Here is a 19,040-nt window from a genome sequence, read left to right as displayed (position 1 = left end):
CAGCGATGTCATCCGCCACAATCACGTCCGAACAGGGCGCTCCGGCCACGCCGGAGCGCACCGGACAACCCGCCGCCGCCACCGGCGACAGGCTTTTCCGACTGCTGACGGGCGGCGCGGCATGGCTGGTCCTCATCCTCCTGCTGGGGGCTGCCGGATCGATGGCCTGGGGCGGCCGAGAGGCCTTCCAGACCTTCGGCTGGAGCTTCATCACCAGCAAGGACTGGGACGCTGTCGGCCATCAGTTCGGCGCTCTGGTGCCGATCTATGGCACCATCGTCTCCTCGGTGATCGCCATGATCGTGGCCGTGCCGATCAGCTTCGGCATCGCCACCTTCCTGGCCGAAGTGGCGCCCCGCTGGATGCGCGGCCCCATCGGCATGGCCATCGAGCTGCTGGCCGCCGTGCCCAGCATCATCTACGGCATGTGGGGCCTGTTCGTCTTCGCCCCCTTCATGAGCGAGCATGTCGAGCCCTGGGTGACCGAGCACTGGGCCACCCTGCCCGTCATCGGCGTGCTGTTCGATGGCCCGCCGATCGGCATCGGCATGCTGACCGCCGGGATCATCCTGGGCATCATGACGATCCCCTTCATCTCCTCGGTGATGCGCGACGTGTTCCAGGCGATCCCGCCCGCGCTGCGCGAATCGGCCTTCGCCTTGGGCGCCACCCCTTGGGAGGTGGTCTGCAAGGTGACCCTGCCTCACACCCGCTCGGCCGTGATGGGCGCCATCTTCCTGGGCCTGGGGCGCGCGCTGGGCGAGACGATGGCTGTCACCTTCGTGCTGGGCAACGCCCATGATTTCTCGCTCTCGCTGCTGATGCCCGGCAACTCGATTGCCGCGGCCATCGCCAATGAATTCACCGAAGCCGATTCGCCGATCTACCACTCCGCGCTGATCGCGCTTGGCTTCCTGCTCTTCGTCGTGACCTTCATCGTGCTGGCGATCGCCAAGTTCATGTTGCTCCGCATCGAAAGGAAGGGTCGATGAGCCGTCAACCCATGAACCCCATCGTTCGCCGCCGCCAGATCACCAATGCCATCGCGCTGGTGCTAGCCACCGGCGCCACGCTGTTCGGCCTGCTGTGGCTGGTGTGGATCCTGTGGACGACCGTGACTCAAGGCGCGTCCGCCCTCAGCCCCGCGCTCTTCACGCAGATGACGCCGCCTCCAGGTGAGGAGGGCGGTCTGCTCAACGCCTTTTACGGCAGCGCGGTGATGATCCTGCTGGCCATCGTGGTCGGCACGCCGATCGGCATTCTGGCGGGCACCTATCTTTCCGAATTCGGCAAGACCTCGGTGCTGGCCGAGACCATCCGCTTCATCAATGACATCCTGCTGTCGGCGCCCTCGATCGTGGTCGGCCTGTTCATCTATGAGCTGGTTGTGACGACGACCGGCCACTTCTCGGGCTATGCGGGCGGTCTGGCGCTGGGCATGATCCTGCTGCCGGTCGTGGTGCGCACCACCGACGAAGCGCTGCGCCTGATCCCCAACCAGCTGCGCGAGGCCGGGCTCGCCCTTGGCCTGCCCCAGTGGAAGGTGGTGGGTTACGTGATCTATCGCAGCGCGTCGACCGGCATCGCCACCGGCGTGCTGCTGGGCGTGGCCCGCATCAGCGGCGAGACGGCTCCGCTGCTCTTCACCGCCCTCAACAACCAGTATTGGAGCACCGACCTCTCGGCCCCGATGGCCAACGTGCCGGTCGTGATCTTCCAGTACGCGATGAGCCCCTATGACAGCTGGCACGCCCTTGCCTGGGCCGGCGCCTTCGTCGTCACCGCCTTCGTTCTTGCCCTCAGCATTGCGGTCCGCCTGTTCCTGCGGCCAAGGAGTTTCAAGTGAGCGCTCTTATCACCGATCGTCCTGCGCAGACGGGGTCGCAGGACCTCGCCCAGCGCCCCACCAAGGTCTCCGTCCGCAACCTCGAGTTCTTCTATGGCAAGACTCGCGCGCTGCATGGGGTGAACTTCGATGTGCCCGCCAATGCCATCACGGCGCTGATCGGGCCCTCGGGCTGCGGCAAGTCCACGCTGCTGCGCACTTTCAACCGCATGTTCGAGCTGTACCCGGAGCAGAAGGCCACCGGCGAGATCCAGCTGGATGGCGAGAACATTCTGGCCAGCAACTATTCGCTGGCCAATCTGCGCGCGCGCATCGGCATGGTCTTCCAGAAGCCCACGCCCTTCGCCATGTCGATCTTCGAGAATGTGGCCTTCCCGCTGCGCCATTACGAGAAGCTCTCCAAGGCCGAAATGCAGGAGCGCGTGGAAATCGCGCTGACTCAGGCCGCCCTGTGGAACGAGGTGAAGGACAAGCTGGACCGCTCGGCCCTCGCCCTCTCTGGCGGTCAGCAGCAGCGTCTGTGCATCGCCCGCACGCTGGCCGTGCGCCCCGAAGTGGTGCTGCTTGACGAGCCCACCTCGGCGCTCGATCCGCAGTCCACCGCGCGCATCGAGGAGTTCGTGCTGGAGCAAGCGCGCAACTTCACCTTCGTGATCGTGACTCACAATCTGCAGCAGGCCGCGCGCATCGCCGACCAGACCGCCTTCATGCTGAACGGCGATCTGGTTGAGGTCGGCCCGCACGAGCAGATGTTCATCCATCCGCATGATCCGCGCACCCGTGACTATGTCACCGGTCGCTTCGGCTAAGGAACCAGCATCATGAGCGAAGAGATTCTGCCTCCGCACACGCTGCGCGCCTTCGACAGCGACATTTCGCGCATCCGCAACCTGATCCGCACCAGCGGCGATCTGGCCGCCCGCCAGATCAGCGATGCTGTCGAGGCGCTGGTGCGCCGCGACACCGCCGCCGCCGCGCAGATCGCCGCCGACGATGGCCAGATCGATGCGCTGCAATCGGCGGTCGAGCTGGATGCGATCAACACCATCTCGCGCCGCTCGCCCCAGGCGGACGACCTGCGCGAGCTGTTCTCCACCATCAAGATCGTGGGCGATCTGGAGCGCGTGGGCGATTACGCCAAGAACATCGCCAAGCGCACCGTCGCTCTGGCCGAGGCCCCCGTGGCCCCGTCCGAAGGCGATATCCCGACGATTGCCGACATGGTTGCAGTAATGGTCGAGGATGCGATTCGCGCCTATATCGAGCGCGACGCCGAGCTGGCCCGCGATGTGATCGAACGTGATAGCGTGGTGGACGAGGCCTACAACGCCCTGTCACGCGCCATCCTTCAGGACATCACCGAGCCCGGCGCCGATCAGGCCGATCGCATCGCGCACGGCACGCATCTGCTCTTCGTGGCGAAGAATCTGGAGCGCGTGGGTGACCACGCCACCAACATCGCCGAGATCACCTATTACAGCCTGACCGGCATTGCGATGGGCGCCCGTTCGACCTCGGGCATTGTCTGAAAATCCAAAGCCTCGCATCCGCTGTTTCGGGGTGAGGGAATTATGACACAGACAAGGGCGGAAGGCGTAAAAACCTTCCGCCCTTGTTGCTATTTTGCCGCACCAAAATATTGATTTGAAAGCGTATAAAATTGCTATCAAAAAACTATGTCAGTGTCTCGAAACTGTCATAGCAGATTTTTAATCCCCTCTTGCGTTCAGATCACAAGACCTCATCAGGGGACATTTCATGAGCAGGAAAGTATTGTTGTTGGCAGCGGTTGCTGCCGGCGGTTTGGTTGTGCCGACCGCTCACGCCGCCACAGCCAAGCATCACGCCGTCAAGCATCGCGCCGCCGTTCATCATGACGGCAACGCCGAACTGCGCAGCGAAATCGCCGCTCTGAAGGCCGAAGTCGCCGCCCTGCACGATGCGGTCAACAGCCAGCATCAGGAGCAGGTCGCCGAGCAGGCCCAGGTCACCCAGACCCAGCAGCAGGTCGCCGCGGTCAACACCCAGCTGACCCAGACCCCGCCGGTCACCCCCGATCAGGTCCACACCGAAGTCGCCACCTCGATCAACACCGCGATCGAGAAGGAGCACCACAAGGATCACGCCGACTATCGCGGCATCACCATCAAGCCCGTCGGCTTCCTGGAATTCGCCGGCATCTACCGCCAGCACTATCAGGGCAACGACCTGTCCTCCAGCTTCTCGGTGCCCTTCCCCAACGCCCGCACCTACTCGACCGCCGAAGGCCGCTTCTCGGCCCGTCAGAGCCGCGTCGGCTTCCTGGCGCAGGGCAAGGCCAACAAGGACACGACGCTCACCATGTATGGCGAGTTCGACTTCCTTGGCGCCGCGCAGACCGCCAACTCGAACGAGAGCAACAGCTTCACCCCGCGCATCCGCGTGCTGTATGGCCAGGTCGACTGGGAAAAGCCTGATCACGGCATCCACCTGCTGGCCGGCCAGAACTGGTCGCTGGTGACGATGAACACCAAGGGCATCACGCCCCGCAACGAGAACCCGCCGACGGTGATCGACGCGCAGTACGTTTCGGGCTTCGCCTGGGCGCGTCAGCCCCAGATCCGTCTGACCGGCGACTTCTTCGACCACAAGCTGTGGCTGGCCGTCTCGGCTGAAAACCCGCAGACCACCTTCGTCGGCGCCGTGCCCAGCAACGTCACCAACACCATCGGTGCCGCCTCTGGCTTCGACAGCGCGAACTCGCTCTCGCTCAACCACATGCCCGATTTCGTGGGCAAGGCCGCCTATGAGGACAACATCGCGGGCCATCAGCTGCACATCGAAGGCTTCGGCCTGGTGCGCACCTACACCGCCCACCTCGCCAATGTCGGCACCGAGAACGCCGGTGGTTACGGCTTCGGCGGCAGCATCGGCCTGCAGCTGGTGCCCAACTATGTGGACATCCAGTTCTCGGGCATGACCGGCAAGGGCATTGGCCGCTACGGCACCTCCTCGCTGCCCGACGTGACCTTCGACTCGACCGGCCGCATCCGCCCCGTTCACGAAACCATGCTGCTGGGCGGCATCACCCTGCACCCGACCAAGATGCTCGACATCTACGGCTATGCTGGCGAGGAACTGGAATTCGCGCATGATTACGGCGGCGGCTACGGCGTCGGCCTGATCACCGCCAACAACAGCGGCTGCTACATCGAAGCCGGCACCTGCGCGGGCAACACCCGCCGCATCCGCCAGCTGAGCGCCGGTTTCTGGCAGAAGGTCTACAACGGCAACTTCGGCCGCGCCCAGGTCGGCATCCAGTACAGCTACACCCAGCGCGACCTGTTCCAGGGCGTGGGCGGCGCGCCGCGCGCCAACCAGCAGATGGGCTTCCTGAGCCTGCGCTACTACCCGTTCTGATAAGATCCATCACAACCTTCAGCGCGCCCGATCCCTTGCGGTTCGGGCGCGTTTTTGTATCTGCCCTCCGCGCGCCGCCACACCATGGCCAATCATGTCATGGTTAGTAATTTCTCAAGCCCTGCCGCCTAGGATCGGGATTCATGAATGCGATTCCGCCCGAATTCCATGCCGCTCTGGCCGAAACCACGCCGCTGGGTCAGCGCTGGGCGGCTCTGGCGGGCGCGGCGCAGGTGATCGCGCAACTGGCGGGCCAAAGCGATCTGGCCATCGTTCCGCCCGCCGGGCTGCTGACCATCACAGGCAAGCGGCGCGCTCTGGTGGATCAAGCCCTCGACGATCTGCTGGCCGTGCTGGAGCCCGGCCTGACCGCGCTGCTGCATGTGGAGCATCACGGTGGCAGCAGCGCTCCGGCAGCCAGGGCGCTATGGCAGGAGTTCCTGCGCGCCCGGCAAGGGCTGGCGGCGCTGATCCCGCCCGCTTGAAAGTTCTCATTCTGTTCGTATGATCTGGGCCTATGAACCTGCCCGAATCGAGCCCCCTTCTGCTGAACGCCGCCGCTACGGCGCGCGGCATCTGCCGCCTCTTTGCCCGCAACGATATCTGGTGTTTGCCCGAGATGCCTCTGCGAGGCGGCCGCCGCGCCGATCTGATGGGCATCGACGCCAAGGGCCATGTCATCATCGTGGAGATCAAGGTCGCTCGCGCGGATTTGCTCGGCGATGCGAAATGGACCGAATACCTCGACCATTGCGACCGTTTCTATTGGGGGCTGGCCAGCCATCTGGATCGCGCCTGCATGGACACCGACACCTTCCTGCCGGAGCGTTGCGGTCTGATCGTGGCGGATGGCTATGACGCCGAAGTCTTGCGTCCCGCGCCTTTGCGCCCCCTGCCAGCCGCGCGGCGCAAGGTGGAGGTGGAGCGTCTGGCGCGTGCCGCCTTGAGGCGGCAAACGGTTGCTGCCGATCCTCAGATAAGGATCTGGGGGGAAGGGGTTTGAAAAGAGAGAATGCGAGGGTCATAACCCTCGCGCTCCCTTTCATGTCTACCTCGCGCCACGGGTTCAGCCTTGAAGCAACGTCGCTGCGCCGCAGGCTTTAACATCCCAACGCAGCTTATGGATCAAAGGTGACTTGCCTGCGGCGCTTGACCTTGCGCAGGTGGAGAGTTGCGGCACTACACTCGGGCGCCAATGCCCTATCGTCGGAAGACGCAATGAGAGCGTGAGAGGGTACCCCCCTCGCATGTCTCTTTTTACTCCCCTTCAATCCTCTTCCAAACCGCCTTTTTCTCTTCGCCGCTCATCATCGCCCAGCCAGCGATTTCCTCAAGCGTCCGCTTGCACGCGACACAGATCTCGCCACTGTCATCGACACGGCATAGACCAAGGCAGGGAGAAGGCACATCGTCGCTCATTCCAAACGCCAAGCACAGCCAGCGCGCCGCGACAACTGGCCATCGCACGCGCAAAGCCTATAGTCTCCGGCATGGCCTTGCTGACATCCCAGCCCACGCTCCTGGCGGCGCTCATATCGGCGCTGGTGATGAGCGGCATCGTCGCTCTGCGCTATCTGCTCTCCAGCGGCGGCTTTGCCTTGGCGACGGCGCTGAAGAAGCCCGGGCTTTACCAGCCGCTGGGCCGCCAGATTCGCGCCGAGATCGGCTGGTCGCTGCTTTCCTGCCTGATCTTCGGCCTGCCGGCTGGCATCATTGCCTGGGGCTGGCAGGTGCATGGCTGGACGCGGATCTACCGCGACCCGCTGGCCATGCCGCTATGGTGGATGCCGGTCTCGCTGGGCATCGTGCTGCTGGCGCATGACACATGGTTCTACTGGACGCATCGCTGGATGCATCAGCCGCGCATCTTCCGCCTTGCCCATGGCGTGCATCATGCCAGCCGCCCGCCCACCGCCTGGGCCGCCATGAGTTTCCATCCCATCGAGGCGCTGACCAATGCCGTCATCATCCCGGCGCTGGTGTTCATCGTGCCGCTTCATGTCGGCGTGCTGGCGCTGGTGCTGACGATCATGACCGTCATGGGCGTCACCAACCATATGGGCTGGGAGGTCTTTCCGCGCCGACTCGTGGAAGGGCCGCTGGGCGACTGGCTGATCACCGCCACGCATCATCAGCGCCATCATCAGAACTACCGCTGCAATTACGGCCTGTATTTTCGTGTGTGGGACAGGCTTTGCGGCACGGACAAGGGGCTGGGAAGCTTCGAGACGCCCGCTTAAAAGACTCATAATCCCCGCAATTATCCACAGGGAACAACTGGCGCAACTTAACGCGCCTTTTACCAAGTTGCGCCATCATCCTCGCAGAATCACCGACGGCCCCTCCGCCGCCTCCCCGATTGCGAGAGCCCTTCCATGGACACGATGCGCAGCCCCTATGCCGAAAGCCGCGGCGCCACGCCGCAAGCCTCGACCTATGACGAGGATGAGGTCGGCGGGGATATTCTGCCCGTGCCCCCGGGCCGCGATGAGCGGCGCATGCAGGTCCATGCCTACAATCACTGGGCCGGGCTGCTGAAATCGCGAGAGTTTCCTTCCATCGACCAGCTCGATCTGGCGGCTCTGCCTGATTTCGCGCCCAGTTCGGTGCTGATCGAGTTCACCGGGCCGGATGAGACGCCGCAGCTCACCTATATCGGCAAGAGGCTGGCGGATCAGGCAGGTATCGACACCGGCCCCCGCGCGCTGTCCATGGTGCCGCGCGGCACGCTGCTCTCGCGCTTTACCGAGCATTACGCGCAGATCTTCGCCAACCGCGCGCCGATCGGCTTCGAGGCTGAGTTCAACACGCCGGTGGGCACCACCATGCTCTATCGCGGCATTCTGCTGCCCTTTTCGGACGATCCCGATTCCAGCCACCGCGCCAAAATCTGCCAGATTCTGGGCGTGATCAACTGGAAGGAGCAGCTTGACGCCAAGGCCAGCGAGAAGCTGATCAGGGACATCGCCGGCGCGCTGGATGCCGCGCCCGCCAGCGGCACGCTTTCGCGCCCGGTGGCGCCTCCGGGCGCGCGTTCGCGCATCGATCAGGCGGCCAGGGCCGATCAGCCCTGGTACCGTCAGGGCTGGGCCGATGGGCCCGGCGCAGTTGAACCCGCACCCACGCGCCACCCGCTCTGGCCTCAGGGCGAGGAAGGTTTCGCCCAGCCGGCCGATCCGGCCTTCTGGCCTTCCACGCCGGGGCGCTCGCTCGACAGCCTGCTGCAGATTGCGCGCCAGTTGGTGGATGGCCTGCGCCTTTCGCCCGCACGCGATCATCAGGCGCTCTATGCCGCCATCGGCGCGGCGCATGATCTGGCGCTGGCCGGGGCCGAGGCGCCCGAACGCCTCGCCGCCCTGCTCGCCACGGAGGGGCTGGCGCCTCAGCCGCGCGTGCCCGATCTCCCCGTGGTGAAGTTGGTCTTCGGCGCCGGTCACGACAAGACGCGGCTGACCGAATATGCCTCCGTGCTGGCCCATGCCCGTCGCCTGAGGATCGGCAAGGGCGCGCTGCCCTCGCATCTGGCCGCGACGCAGGGCGGCCTCAAAGCCGTGATCGCCGCCGAACGCCAGCATCGCCGCAGCAACAGCGCCACGCCGCGCCGCCGGCCGCTGCCCGAGGCGCAGGCGCTGGCCGCCCTGCCCGCGCGCGACTGGGACGATCTGGGCATTGCCGATGATGTTTCGCTGGTGCTGGTGCGTCAGGGCTCGGCTCATGTCGAGCCGCTGGGCACGCTGAACCCTTCAGCCGCCACGCTTTCACGCCTGCTGCGCCAGTTTCTTGAGCAAAGCTGAGAGACACAATTCTTCACGCGCGGTTCAGCGGCAGGCGTGCTAGCCTGCCCTTTGAATCATGCGTGACTCTGCCCTCCATTCGCCCGGCCACCGCTTCAAGCCGCTTCGCTCTCTGGCCAGCGCCCTGGTCTTGTGCCTGGCGCTGGCTGCCGCGCCTGTCAGCGCGCAATCGGTGCTGCGCGACGCCGAGACCGAGGCGCTGCTCCACGATATGGCCCAGCCGCTGATCCAGCAGACAGGGCTCGACCCGCACAATGTCGATGTTGTGCTGGTCAATGATTCAGAGATCAACGCTTTCGTGGCGGGCGGTCAGGCGGTCTATGTCAATTCGGGCCTGATCAACGCCGCCGATTCCGCGCTGGAGGTGCAGGGCGTGGTGGCGCACGAGCTTGGCCACGTGGTGGGCGGCCATGCCATCGATACGCGCGGCATGAAGCAGGCCAGCAACATCTCGATCCTGTCGCTGCTGCTGGCGGGCGCGGCCGCGGCGGCGGGCGGCGGCGAGGCCGCCATGGGCATCTTCATGGCCGGTCAGCAGGCCGCCATGGGCAGCTATCTCTCCTACACGCGCGGCGAGGAAGAGGCGGCGGATGCTGCCGGTGCGCGTTTCCTGTCGGGCGCGGGTCTGTCCGGGCGCGGTTCGGTGGAGTTCTTCCACAAGCTGCTCAAGATGGAGAACCAGTTCGGCATCACCCGCACCGATGAGGACGCCTTCTGGTCGACTCACCCGCTGACCGATGACCGTATCCAGTTCCTTCAGGACGTCTATGAGAAGGATCCGGCCTGGAACAAGCCGGTCGATCCGGTGCTGGAAGAACGCTTCAAACGCGTGAAGGCCAAGCTTTACGGCTATCTGGCCACCCCGGCGGACACCATGCGCGCCTTTCCCGAATATATGACCGGCGTGCCCGCGCGCTATGCCCGCGCCTATGCCTGGCACAAGGAAGGTTTCCTCGACAAGGCGATGGGTGAGACCGACGCCCTGCTGAAGGACGCGCCTGACGATCCCTATTTCCTTGAGCTGAAAGGCCAGATCCTGCTGGAGGCGGGCAAGCCCGCCGACGCCATCGATCCGCTGCGCCGCGCCACCCAGCTGACCAACAACCAGCCGCTGATCGCCACCACCTTTGGCCATGCCCTGCTGGCCGAGGATGAGGGCGACCCCAAACACCCCCATATGGCCGAGGCCGAGCGCGTGCTGAAAGCCGCCCTCTCACGCGACCGTGAGAATCCCTTCGCCTGGTATGTGCTGGGCATGGTCTATGCGCAGCAGGGCGATACGCCTCATGCCGAACTCGCCAGCGCCGAGCAGCAGGAGCTGAACGGCAATGTCGGCGGCGCGCTGCGCAATGCCGAGGCCGCCGCGCTGGGGCTCAAGCAGGGCACGCCGGACTGGCTGCGCGCTCAGGACATTGCGATGGAAGCGCGCTCCGCCATGGCCAAGGGCAAGAAACGCAAGTAAGCGCCAGCCCTATGAACGATAACTTCCCCCCCCGGCCCGCCCCTTCATCGCCCTCCCATATGCGCGGCCTGCTGATCGGCCTGAGTGCGGGCTTGATCGGCGGCGTGGCGGGGGCGGCGCTGATCGCCTCGGGGCTGCTGCCCATCGGCCAGCACGGCACGGGCGACAAAGCCATCCATGACTACATCATGGCCCATCCCGAAATCCTGCCCGAAGCCATGGATGTGCTGCGCCAGCGCGAGGCCGAAGCGCAGATCGGCCAGATCCGCCAGCTGGTCGAAACGCCCTTCCCCGGCGCGGTGCTGGGCAATCCCAATGGCCACAAGGTGCTGGTGGAGTTCATGGACTATGCCTGCGGCTATTGCCGCAAGAGCGAAGCTGACATCATCGCCCTGACCGCCGCCGATCCCGATCTGAAGGTGGTGATCCGCCAGCTGCCGATCCTTTCGCCCGGCAGCCGGGTGGCCGCCGCCATGGCGCTGGCTGCGGCGAAACAGGGCAAGTTCCCCGCCTTCCACCATGCGATGTATGCGCAGGAACGCCCCGACGAGGCGGGCATCGCAGCCGCCGCCAAGGCCGCCGGGATCGATCTGGCCCGCGCCAAAACCGATGCGGACAGCGAGCCGGTGAAAACCGAGATCGCCACCAATCTGGAGATGACCAAGCAGTTGGGCATCAACTCCACCCCCACCTTCCTGGCCAATGGCCATCTGCTGCTGGGCGCGGTGGGCAAGGAGGCGCTGCACAAGAGTCTGGAGACGCCGAAGGGGTGATGACGGCGCCACCACCCCGGATGGCAAACCGGCCGCTTTTGGGTTAGAGCCGCGCGATGGCCGTGCTTCCTTTCCAACCCACTCCTTTCTTCGCCAACAAGAATCGCGCTTTCTGGCGGTTGCAGGTTTTGGGCTGGGCGGGCGCCCTGATGCTGCGCGCCATGTCGCTGCTGGCCACGGGGCAGTCATGGTCCTCGCTGGCGCTGGTGGTGGTGGCCGTGATCAACGGCTTCTCGATCAGCCTGATCCTCGCGGTGATCTACCGCCAGCTGATGGGCCGCCGCGCCCTGCTGACCTGGGGCGTGACGGCGGTGGTGCTGCCTTTGGCGGTCTCGCTTTACGCCTTTATGGACGCGTGGATGGTGGATCTGTCCCGCCCGGACAGCACGGTTGGCTTCCCGCAGCTCTTCGTGGGCGTGTTCTTCTTCGATGCCGCGCTGCTCGGCGCCTGGTCGGCGCTGTACTACGCCATCAACTTCTTCCTGCGCGTCGAAGAGCAGAACGACGCCCTGCTGCGTCTGGAGGTGCAGGCTACCAACGCCCAGCTGGCCATGCTGCGCTATCAGCTCAACCCGCATTTCCTGTTCAACACGCTGAACTCGATCTCCACGCTGGTGCTGCTGGGCCAGACCGAGCCCGCCAATGCCATGCTCACGCGCCTCTCCTCCTTCCTGCGCTACACGCTGATCAACGAGCCCGAAGGGCGGGTGACGGTGGCCAAGGAGGTCGAGACGCTGAAGCTCTACCTCGACATCGAGCGCATGCGTTTCGAGGATCGTCTGCGCACCACCTTCCGCATCGACGAACCCACCGAAGGCGGGTTGCTGCCATCTCTGTTGCTGCAACCGCTGGTGGAAAATGCTATCAAATACGCGGTTTCGACTCAGGAGAGCGGGGCGGAAATCACCATTGCCGCTCAACTGGTCGGGCAAAACCTTCGCATCACCGTCTCCGATACCGGACCCGGCTTGCAGAACCAGGAAGGCGACCACAGATTGCATGCCGTCAGTTTCGACGGGGGGCAGACGGTTTCGACCGGAGTCGGGCTGGCAAATATTCGCGATCGCCTGGCGCAGGCTTACGGACCTGCCCATCGTTTCGAGACTTATGAACCATCTGAGGGCGGTTTCGCCGTCACCATCGAAATACCTTTTGAGCGGCGCGACGCGGATTTCCCTGCCAGCGCCACTGCAACCTGACTGACGCGAGAAGGCAAAAGCCCCAATGACCATCCGCACCATCCTCGTTGACGATGAGAAACTGGCCATTCAGGGCCTGCAACTGCGGCTCCAGAAATTCCCCGACATCGAAATCATCGATACCTGCGCCAACGGGCGCGAAGCCATCCGCAAGATCAAGACCGAAAAGCCCGATCTGGTGTTTCTGGACATCCAGATGCCCGGCTTCGACGGTTTTTCCGTGGTCAAGGGCGTGATGGAGATCGAACCGCCGCTCTTCGTCTTTTGCACCGCCTATCAGGAACACGCCGTGCGCGCCTTCGAGGCCAACGCCGTCTCCTACCTGATGAAGCCGGTCGACGAAGACAAGCTGGCCGATACGCTGGACCGCGTGCGCCAGCGCCTTTCGGACAAGAAGCTGGTGGAAGAGGCCGAGAAGCTGAAGAGCGTGCTGGCTGAGGTGGCGCCCGACGCCATCGAAACGCTGGAAGACGAGCAGGGCGATCCCAATGCGGGCCGCTTCGAGAAGCTGATCAACATCAAGGATCGCGGCCAGATCTTCCGCGTCGATGTGGACACCATCGAGCGCATCGAAGCCGCCGGCGATTACATGTGCATCTACACCGCCGACAACTCGCTGATCCTGCGCGAGACGATGAAGGATCTGGAGCGCCGGCTCGATCCGCGCGTGTTCCAGCGTGTGCATCGTTCCTGGATCGTGAACCTGAATCTGGTGCGCCAGGTGAAGCCGCATACCAATGGCGAATGCTTCTTGGTGCTGGAATCGGGCGCGGACGTGAAGGTGTCGCGTTCGTATCGCGATGTGGTGGCGCGGTTTGTCCATTAAGGTTTGAAGGGAAGGTGCGAGGACGAGGGCCATCGCCCTCGCGCTCCCTTTAATGTCCACGTTGCGCATCAGATTCGGCCCTGGAGCAACGTCGCCGCGCCGCAGGCTTTTAAACGCTGGCACTCAATCCATGATCGATAAATCACTGCCTGCGGCGCCATGCGTGGCGCAGGTGGAGAGGCTGGGCGCGTGGCTTCGGCGCCACTGGCCCTGCGTCGGAAGACGTTCCGGGAGCGCGAGGGCGATGGCCCTCGCTTTTTCTCCTTCCCCCTTCTTCCCACATCCTTATACCCCTGACCCATGACCCAATTCACCCTGACCGGCTTCGACCTCGCCACCTTCGTCACGCAGACTCTTGCCGAAGACCTTGGCGAAGGCCTCCCCGGTGGCGGCCAGGACGTAACGAGCGAGAGCGTCATCCCTGAAGATGCCCGCTTCACCGGCGTGATGGACAGCCGCGACGCCATCACCGTGGCGGGCCTGCCGATTGCGGTCGCCTTCTTCCGCCACCTTGACCCGGAGATCTCCGTGGAAACGCTGGTGCAGGATGGCGATCAGGTCGCGCCCGGCACGCCTCTGCTGCGCATCACCGGCAAGGCGCGCGCGCTGCTGACGGCGGAGCGCTCGGCGCTGAACACGGTGCAGCACCTTTCGGGCATCGCCACGCTGACGCGGCAGTATGTGGACGCCATGGGCATGACCAAGGCGCGCCTGCTGGATACGCGCAAGACCATCCCCGGCCTGCGCCATCTGGAGAAATACGCCACTCGCATGGGCGGCGCGCAGAATCACCGCATGGGCCTGTGGGACGCGGCGATGATCAAGGACAACCATGTCGCCGTCGCAGGCGGCGTTGCGGAAGCTGTGTCGCGCGCGCGGGCTGCTGGCGTGGCCAGCATCATCTGCGAGGTCGATCATCTGGATCAGATCGCGCCCGCGCTGGCGGCGGGGGCGACTCACCTGCTGCTCGACAATATGGGCCCGGATATGCTGCGCGAGGCCGTGGCGCTGGTGGCAGGCCGCGTGCCCTGCGAGGCGAGCGGCGGCGTGAACCTTTCCACCATCGGCCCGATTGCGGCGAGCGGGGTGGACTATATCTCGGTCGGGCGGCTGACTCAGAGCGCTCCTGCGGCGGATATTGGGCTGGATTTCGTTCTGGCCTGATTCGAAGGAAAGAAGATGCGAGGGCCATCGCCCTCGCGCTCCCTTTCGTTGTCTACGTCGCGCCCTGCCTAAGCCATTGGGCACGCATTCAGAGCGCCGCAGGCTTTAGCCTATCGAAGATGACCTGCCTGCGGCGCACTGGATCGCGCAGGTGGAGAGCCAGGGCGCAAGGGATAGTACGCCGCTGCCTTAGCCTCGGAAGACGTTCTGGGAGCGTGAGGGGGTAACCCCCCTCGCATCTACCCTCTTCGTTCTTGAAAAAAAGCCCGCAACATCTCTGCCGCCATATCCCCGCCCAGCCCGCTGTAGACCTCGGGCCGGTGCAGACACTGGGGGTGATCGAAAACCCGCGCGCCATGCTCCACAGCGCCGCCCTTGGGGTCGCTGGCCGCGTAATAGAGCCGGGCGATGCGCGCATGGGCAATCGCCCCCGCGCACATCGGGCATGGCTCCAGCGAAACCCACAGGTCGCAGCCTTCCAGACGTTCCTGCCCCAGCGCAGCGGCGGCGGCGCGGATGGCCAGCACCTCGGCATGGGCGGTGGGGTCGCACAGGGCGCGGGGGCGGTTGTGGGCGGCGGCGATCACCTTGCCCTCACGCATCACAACCGCGCCAATGGGGACTTCCCCGGCCTGCGCGCCCAGACGGGCCTGTTCCAGCGCCAGCGCCATGGGTTCGGGAAGCGGCCATTGGGTCATGCCCAAGGGGGCTAGCGCGAGCGCTGCCATCATGGCAAGAGCACACACCAGCGGCGTGAGGACCGAATCGATTCTTCGCCTGTGCAAAACCTTGACCAAGCCGGGCAGAATCGCTATGCGCGCCCATTCTTCCGGCAACGGTAACGAAATTCGAAGGCGAGAATCATGTCCCGTATTTGCGAACTGACTGGCAAGGGCCGTCAGGTTGGCCACAATGTGAGCCATGCCAACAACAAGACCAAGCGCGTCTTCCTGCCTAACCTGCAGAACGTCACGCTGCTGTCGGAAGCCCTGGATCGTGGCTTCAAGTTCCGCGTTTCGACGCATGGCCTGCGCTCGGTCGAACACGTCGGCGGCCTGGACAACTGGCTGCTCAAGACGGCTGACTGCAAGCTGAGCCGCAACGCCCTCAAGGTGAAGCGCGAACTGAAGAAGGCTGCCGCCGTCGCCGCCTGAGCGACTTAAGGCAGATTTCAGCGCCAGCAAAAAAGGCGCGGCAGATTCGTTCTGCCGCGCCTTTTTGTTTGTCCGGAATCCTGAAAGCAAAAAGAAGATGCGAGGGTCATCACCCGCGCCCTCCGGCGGCAGGGACGTTTGCGCTGCCCCCTCACGTGGCGCTTCATCCGTGTCGGGAGACATAACGGGGGTGCAAGGGGCGTAACGCCCCCTGCTTCCATCCCTTCACCCCTGAAAACAAAAAGGGGCGGCCCTTTGCAGGCCGCCCCCCAATGCTCGATCAAGCCATGAAAGCTTAGAAATCGACCTTCGCGCCGATGCGGAAGTAGCGACCGATGATGTTCGCCATGCCCCAGGTCGGGTTGAAGTTGTAGTTGCCGTAGGCGGCCGAGGGGTCGAAGGTCGGCTTGATGCCCAGCACGTTCAGCACGTTGGCATAGACGGTGAAGTTGTCCGTCACCTTCACCTTGCCCGACAGGTCGACGTTCCAGGTCGCCTTGGCGCGGCATGCCACCGGGGTGGTCGTGCCCTTGTAGTAGACGATGCCCGCGCCGATGTTCTTCGAGTTGAGGCAGTCGCCAGCCACGCCGCCGTAGTCCACTTCGGCCAGATCGTAGCCCGAGGTGAAGTAGGTCGTCGCCGTCAGCGAGACCTTGCCCTTGCTGATGGTGTTGGCCCAGGTGAAGCGCCACTTGGGCGAGCCCGAGCAGGACGAGGTATCGCAGGGGCTCAGCGTGCCGTCGAAACGCTCGACGGTGTTGTCGGCGGTGGTCAGCTGATACTTGATCAGATAGTTGCCGTCGAAGCTGCTGGCCCACTTCAGCCCATGGCCCAGATCGTAACGGGCATTGGCGCCGAAATCGATGCCCTGCACCTCTTCCTTGCCTGCGTTGTTGAACTGGAACTGGATGAAGCCGGGCAGCGCCTGAGCCGACTGGTTGGCCGGATCGACGGTGCCGGGAACCACCGTCACGCCGGGCACCACGCCGGTGGTGGTGCCATTCTTCAGATAGGCATCGAGCACCGCATTCTGCGCCGTGGACGACAGACCCGACACCAGATCCTTGATCTTGATGTTGTAGTAATCGACCGTGAAGGACAGGTGGCGGTTGGGTTCGATGATCGTGCCCAGGGTCCAGCTGGTGGACTTCTCAGGCTTCAGATTGGCGTTGGAGAACGAGGTGCGGCCCAGCGAATAGGCGGCGGTGGCATAGCCGTTGTTGCCATGCGCGGCGCAGAAGGTGGTGTAGACCGCGCAATTGACGGTCGGCTGGGTGTAGCCGGTCGTCGGATCGCCGCTCGCCTCGTTGAAGGAGGGGATACGGAAGCCCTTCGACCAGGTGCCGCGCAGCGCGAACTGGCGGATCGGCGTGAACTTGGCTTCCAGCTTGGGCGAGAAATTCGACTGGCCCGACGAATAGCTGTCGTAACGGCCCGAGGCGTCGAATTCCAGGCTCTTGAGCAGGGGCAGGCCCAGCGCGAAGAAGCCCGAACGCACATTGCGGCTGCCCGAAGCGGCCACGGCGTTCAGACCGTAGTAGCGCATGTAGGGAGCGGCAGCGTTGGCCGGATTGGCCGAGGGATTGGTGATCGCCTCATGACGATAGGCGCCGCCCACCGCCAGCTGGGCCGGGCCGCCGGGCAGCTCGAACAGGCGGCGCTGGATCTGGGCCTGGACCTGCCACAGATCCGAGGTCGAGACGTTGTTGACCGCGGGCGAGATGTAATCGCGGATCGCCTGCGAGTTCAGCCAGGGGCTGACGAAATTATAAGCGCCCGTCGCGGCCACATCGGCGATGCGCTGCGGGATCAGATAGTTTTCATACAGCAGGCCCAGGCGGACATGCGAGGCGGTGAAATCGAGCGAATAGTTCCACTCGTCATCCTTGCCCAGCTGGCCCTGAACGCCCAGCGCGCCATGCAGCTCGGTGGTGTTCGAGGTGATCCCCACCGGCCGGTCATACAGACCCTTCAGCTGAGCGGTCTGGCCCGCGGCGGCATAGGGGTTGTTGGGGTTGAGCACGCCATTGGCGGCGCTGCAACCCGTGCTGATGTTCGAAGCCCCGCGGATGGTGCCCACGCCATTGGCGCAGACATAGACCGGCAGGATGACGTTGGTCAGCTTGACCGGGTCGGTCGGGTTGGTCGAAGGCGTGGTCTGGCTGGCGAAGGCCTGCGGCGCGAGCTGCGTGGAGGTCTTCACATGCATATATTCGAAATCGCCGGTCAGCTGGGCGCGGTCGCCCAGATCGGCGACGCCATGCACCACAAAGCCATAGCGCTCGGTGTCGGGACGCAGCGTGCGATATTGCGCGCGCAGATCCTGCTGGCACTGGTTGGCATTGTACAGGGGAGCCCCTGTCGAGGGATTCAGCTGCTGGCTCGGCGTCAGCGTCACAGCCTTCAGACCGAAGGCCGAGCAGCCCGTGGTGTTCAGCTGCGAATAGATCCCCGGTGCGGAGATGGCACCGGCCGACGAGACGGTAATCGGGCGGACCAGCGGCGCGATGGTGGTGGTGCCGCCAGACAGCGTGCCATCGGCGTTCTGGCCGAACTGCAGGCCCGAGGAGGCGATGCCCACGCAGTGACCGGCGCCATCGCACAGGCCCGAGAGATCGCCATTGTTGAAGGGATAATCGCGGCTGTTGACGTTGATGACGTCCTTCTTGCGATAGGTGCCCGAAACATAGATGTTCCAGCCCTTCTCGCGCAGGTCGCCATAGCCGGCGGTCAGATCGACAGCCCGCTCGCCACCATCACCACGCTGGGAAATGCCGCTGGAGGCGTCCAGATGGATGCCCTTGATTTCCTTCTTCATGATGACGTTGACCACGCCGGCCACGGCGTCGGCGCCGTAGGTCGAGGAGGCCGAATCCTTCAGCACGTCGATCTTTTCGACCACCGCATCGGGGATCGTGCCCAGATCGACGAAGTTGCGATGGCCGTCATCCGCCTTGGGATAGGGAGCCATGCGCAGGCCGTTGAACAGCGTCAGCGTGGCTTGCACGGTCAGGCCGCGCAGCGACACGGCATTGGCGCCGGTGGCGAAGTTGCTGCCGTTGTTCCAGCCTTCGCTCAGTGCGCCCGAGCCGTTGGCGGCCATGCGCTGCAGGCCTTCGGAAACGGTGTTCACACCGCGATCCGACAGTTCGCTGAAGGTCAGGGTCGTGACCGGCGCGGGCGTTTCGGTGTTGGTGCGGCGCAGGATCGAGCCTGTCACCACGATGGTCTGTGCTTCTTCTGCCTTGGGTTCTTCCGGCTTGGCCGCATCCTGTGCGAAGGCCGTGCCGGACATCAGGCACGCGCTCAGAACGAGCGGCGCAGCGCTGCCCAGCAGCGCATTGTACAATGCAACTTTCATGTTTCACCCCTGTTCCAGTGAATGGCGCCCCCGCCATTCACGGTGTTGTTCCCACGATCAGT

18 protein-coding genes are annotated in these 19,040 nt (G+C 64.4%); 15 read left to right on the top strand and 3 right to left on the bottom strand.

What is annotated here, in order from left to right:
• Positions 1 to 5 precede the first annotated feature (5 nt).
• The 7 genes from pstC to SR3_RS16160 all read left to right on the top strand — a co-directional run bounded on the left by pstC (position 6) and on the right by SR3_RS16160 (position 6,248).
• Positions 6 to 992, top strand: coding sequence for a phosphate ABC transporter permease subunit PstC (pstC, locus tag SR3_RS16190; RefSeq protein WP_084455631.1), 987 nt, complete (start codon positions 6 to 8; stop codon positions 990 to 992).
• Positions 989 to 1,846, top strand: a complete 858-nt coding sequence (gene pstA / locus SR3_RS16185; protein ID WP_245653948.1) for a phosphate ABC transporter permease PstA — start codon at positions 989 to 991, stop codon at positions 1,844 to 1,846. The genes pstC and pstA overlap by 4 nt, the downstream gene beginning before the upstream one ends.
• A complete protein-coding gene (gene pstB, locus SR3_RS16180) occupies positions 1,843 to 2,655 on the top strand; it encodes a phosphate ABC transporter ATP-binding protein PstB (RefSeq protein WP_084455630.1) in 813 nt (270 codons plus the stop codon). Before pstA ends, pstB begins: the two co-directional genes overlap by 4 nt.
• A gap of 12 nt (positions 2,656 to 2,667) precedes the next feature.
• Entirely contained in the window at positions 2,668 to 3,375 is a 708-nt protein-coding gene (gene phoU, locus SR3_RS16175) for a phosphate signaling complex protein PhoU (RefSeq protein WP_068088310.1), read from the top strand.
• A gap of 229 nt (positions 3,376 to 3,604) precedes the next feature.
• Positions 3,605 to 5,245 (top strand): hypothetical protein, encoded by a 1,641-nt coding sequence (locus SR3_RS16170; RefSeq protein WP_157098896.1) that lies wholly within the window; start codon positions 3,605 to 3,607, stop codon positions 5,243 to 5,245.
• A 143-nt stretch (positions 5,246 to 5,388) separates the two neighbouring features.
• Entirely contained in the window at positions 5,389 to 5,730 is a 342-nt protein-coding gene (locus SR3_RS16165) for a hypothetical protein (protein ID WP_068088303.1), read from the top strand.
• A gap of 32 nt (positions 5,731 to 5,762) precedes the next feature.
• The gene (locus SR3_RS16160; protein ID WP_068088300.1) at positions 5,763 to 6,248 is read left to right on the top strand and encodes an MmcB family DNA repair protein; all 486 of its coding nucleotides are present in this window, start codon (positions 5,763 to 5,765) and stop codon (positions 6,246 to 6,248) included.
• Positions 6,249 to 6,502: 254 nt separating this feature from the next.
• Here SR3_RS16160 and SR3_RS30665 read toward each other — a convergent pair whose 3' ends face one another.
• A complete protein-coding gene (locus SR3_RS30665) occupies positions 6,503 to 6,664 on the bottom strand; it encodes a DUF1289 domain-containing protein (RefSeq protein ID WP_084455635.1) in 162 nt (53 codons plus the stop codon).
• 71 nt (positions 6,665 to 6,735) lie between these two features.
• Between SR3_RS30665 and SR3_RS16155 the strand changes: the two genes are divergently transcribed.
• The 7 genes from SR3_RS16155 (at position 6,736) to nadC (ending at position 14,463) form a co-directional block, all read left to right on the top strand.
• Positions 6,736 to 7,485, top strand: coding sequence for a sterol desaturase family protein (locus SR3_RS16155; protein WP_068088297.1), 750 nt, complete (start codon positions 6,736 to 6,738; stop codon positions 7,483 to 7,485).
• A 135-nt stretch (positions 7,486 to 7,620) separates the two neighbouring features.
• Entirely contained in the window at positions 7,621 to 9,039 is a 1,419-nt protein-coding gene (locus SR3_RS16150) for a hypothetical protein (protein ID WP_157098895.1), read from the top strand.
• Positions 9,040 to 9,097: 58 nt separating this feature from the next.
• Entirely contained in the window at positions 9,098 to 10,501 is a 1,404-nt protein-coding gene (locus tag SR3_RS16145; protein WP_068088292.1) for a M48 family metalloprotease, read from the top strand.
• Between the two features lie 11 nt (positions 10,502 to 10,512).
• Positions 10,513 to 11,274, top strand: coding sequence for a DsbA family protein (locus SR3_RS16140; RefSeq protein WP_157098894.1), 762 nt, complete (start codon positions 10,513 to 10,515; stop codon positions 11,272 to 11,274).
• Between the two features lie 56 nt (positions 11,275 to 11,330).
• Positions 11,331 to 12,473 carry a sensor histidine kinase gene (locus tag SR3_RS16135; protein WP_068088286.1) on the top strand — a complete coding sequence of 381 codons (1,143 nt, stop codon included), beginning with the start codon at positions 11,331 to 11,333 and terminating at the stop codon, positions 12,471 to 12,473.
• Between the two features lie 25 nt (positions 12,474 to 12,498).
• Positions 12,499 to 13,299 (top strand): LytR/AlgR family response regulator transcription factor, encoded by an 801-nt coding sequence (locus SR3_RS16130; protein WP_068088283.1) that lies wholly within the window; start codon positions 12,499 to 12,501, stop codon positions 13,297 to 13,299.
• 300 nt (positions 13,300 to 13,599) lie between these two features.
• Positions 13,600 to 14,463: a carboxylating nicotinate-nucleotide diphosphorylase gene (gene nadC, locus SR3_RS16125; protein WP_068088280.1), complete on the top strand. Its 864-nt coding sequence runs from the start codon at positions 13,600 to 13,602 to the stop codon at positions 14,461 to 14,463.
• 239 nt (positions 14,464 to 14,702) lie between these two features.
• Here the strand turns inward: nadC and SR3_RS16120 are convergent, their stop codons facing one another.
• Positions 14,703 to 15,161 carry a nucleoside deaminase gene (locus SR3_RS16120; protein WP_068088277.1) on the bottom strand — a complete coding sequence of 153 codons (459 nt, stop codon included), beginning with the start codon at positions 15,159 to 15,161 and terminating at the stop codon, positions 14,703 to 14,705.
• 165 nt (positions 15,162 to 15,326) lie between these two features.
• Here SR3_RS16120 and rpmB point away from each other — a divergent pair, with 165 nt between their 5' ends.
• On the top strand, positions 15,327 to 15,617 hold the full coding sequence (rpmB, locus tag SR3_RS16115; protein WP_068088274.1) for a 50S ribosomal protein L28: 291 nt from the start codon (positions 15,327 to 15,329) through the stop codon (positions 15,615 to 15,617).
• A gap of 295 nt (positions 15,618 to 15,912) precedes the next feature.
• On the opposite strand, the gene SR3_RS16110 is transcribed toward rpmB, so the two are convergent.
• Positions 15,913 to 18,978: a TonB-dependent receptor plug domain-containing protein gene (locus SR3_RS16110; protein WP_084455629.1), complete on the bottom strand. Its 3,066-nt coding sequence runs from the start codon at positions 18,976 to 18,978 to the stop codon at positions 15,913 to 15,915.
• Positions 18,979 to 19,040 lie beyond the last annotated feature (62 nt).

Source organism: Novosphingobium rosa NBRC 15208 (assembly GCF_001598555.1).
GTDB classification, from domain to species: Bacteria; Pseudomonadota; Alphaproteobacteria; order Sphingomonadales; family Sphingomonadaceae; genus Novosphingobium; species Novosphingobium rosa.
This window is presented reverse-complemented; position numbering and strand designations above follow the sequence as displayed.